General features: G+C 44.9%; 1 protein-coding gene. It reads left to right on the forward strand.

The annotated features are described in order from the left end of the window. The coding region (locus tag HMPREF0083_RS10430; protein ID WP_021621282.1) for a transposase at nt 1-762 on the forward strand (762 nt) is incomplete at both ends.

Consider the following 762-nt stretch of genomic DNA (forward strand, 5'->3'; position numbering starts at 1 on the left):
GTCCATATGCCAAACAATTAAAAAGTCATACCCCTCAAGGAGCACCAGGATATTGCCGCGAAGCCATTCTACGCGCTTTTCTGGCTGCACCTATGGAAGGCATTACGACATTTACCATGCTGCATCGTCGCTTACAAACAGACTTACGCTTTCGTTATCAATGTGGCTTTCGTCTAGATCAGGATGCTCCATCTATCGCTACATTTAGTCGTGTATTCGCGGATATGGTGGAAAAGCAGATAGCTGAGCAGTTATTTCACGACTTGGTTTCTTCCTGTCAGACCGAAGGTCTGATAATCACACAGCATCTTGCTATTGATAGTACAGCGATTGAAGCGTATGAACGAAAACAGCCGAAGAAGAAGTCTGAAACCACAGGAAATGCCACGTGGGGTGCCAAGTTCGATACGTATGGCAACAAAATCACCTGGTTTGGCTACAAAATTCATCTTGCTGTGGATACGGAAAGTGAGCTTCCCATTGCTGTAGAAGTCACACCTGCTCATGTAAATGACGGCGACATGGGACCCGCATTGATGAATAAAGCGGCTGAAGTTTCAGATATCGACATCGAATTTATCATGATGGATGCTGGCTATGACCAGCTAAAGAATTATGAAGCTGCTCATGAACTGAACGCACAAGCCATTATTCCGCTTAATTTACGAAATGAAAAAGAACCACCGACAGGATTTTCCTCTAACGGAACACCACGCTGCTCCATGGGTTTTGATATGGTATATTGGGGAGCAGACAAACGGT

The organism is Aneurinibacillus aneurinilyticus ATCC 12856 (assembly GCF_000466385.1).
Classification (GTDB): Bacteria; Bacillota; Bacilli; order Aneurinibacillales; family Aneurinibacillaceae; genus Aneurinibacillus; species Aneurinibacillus aneurinilyticus.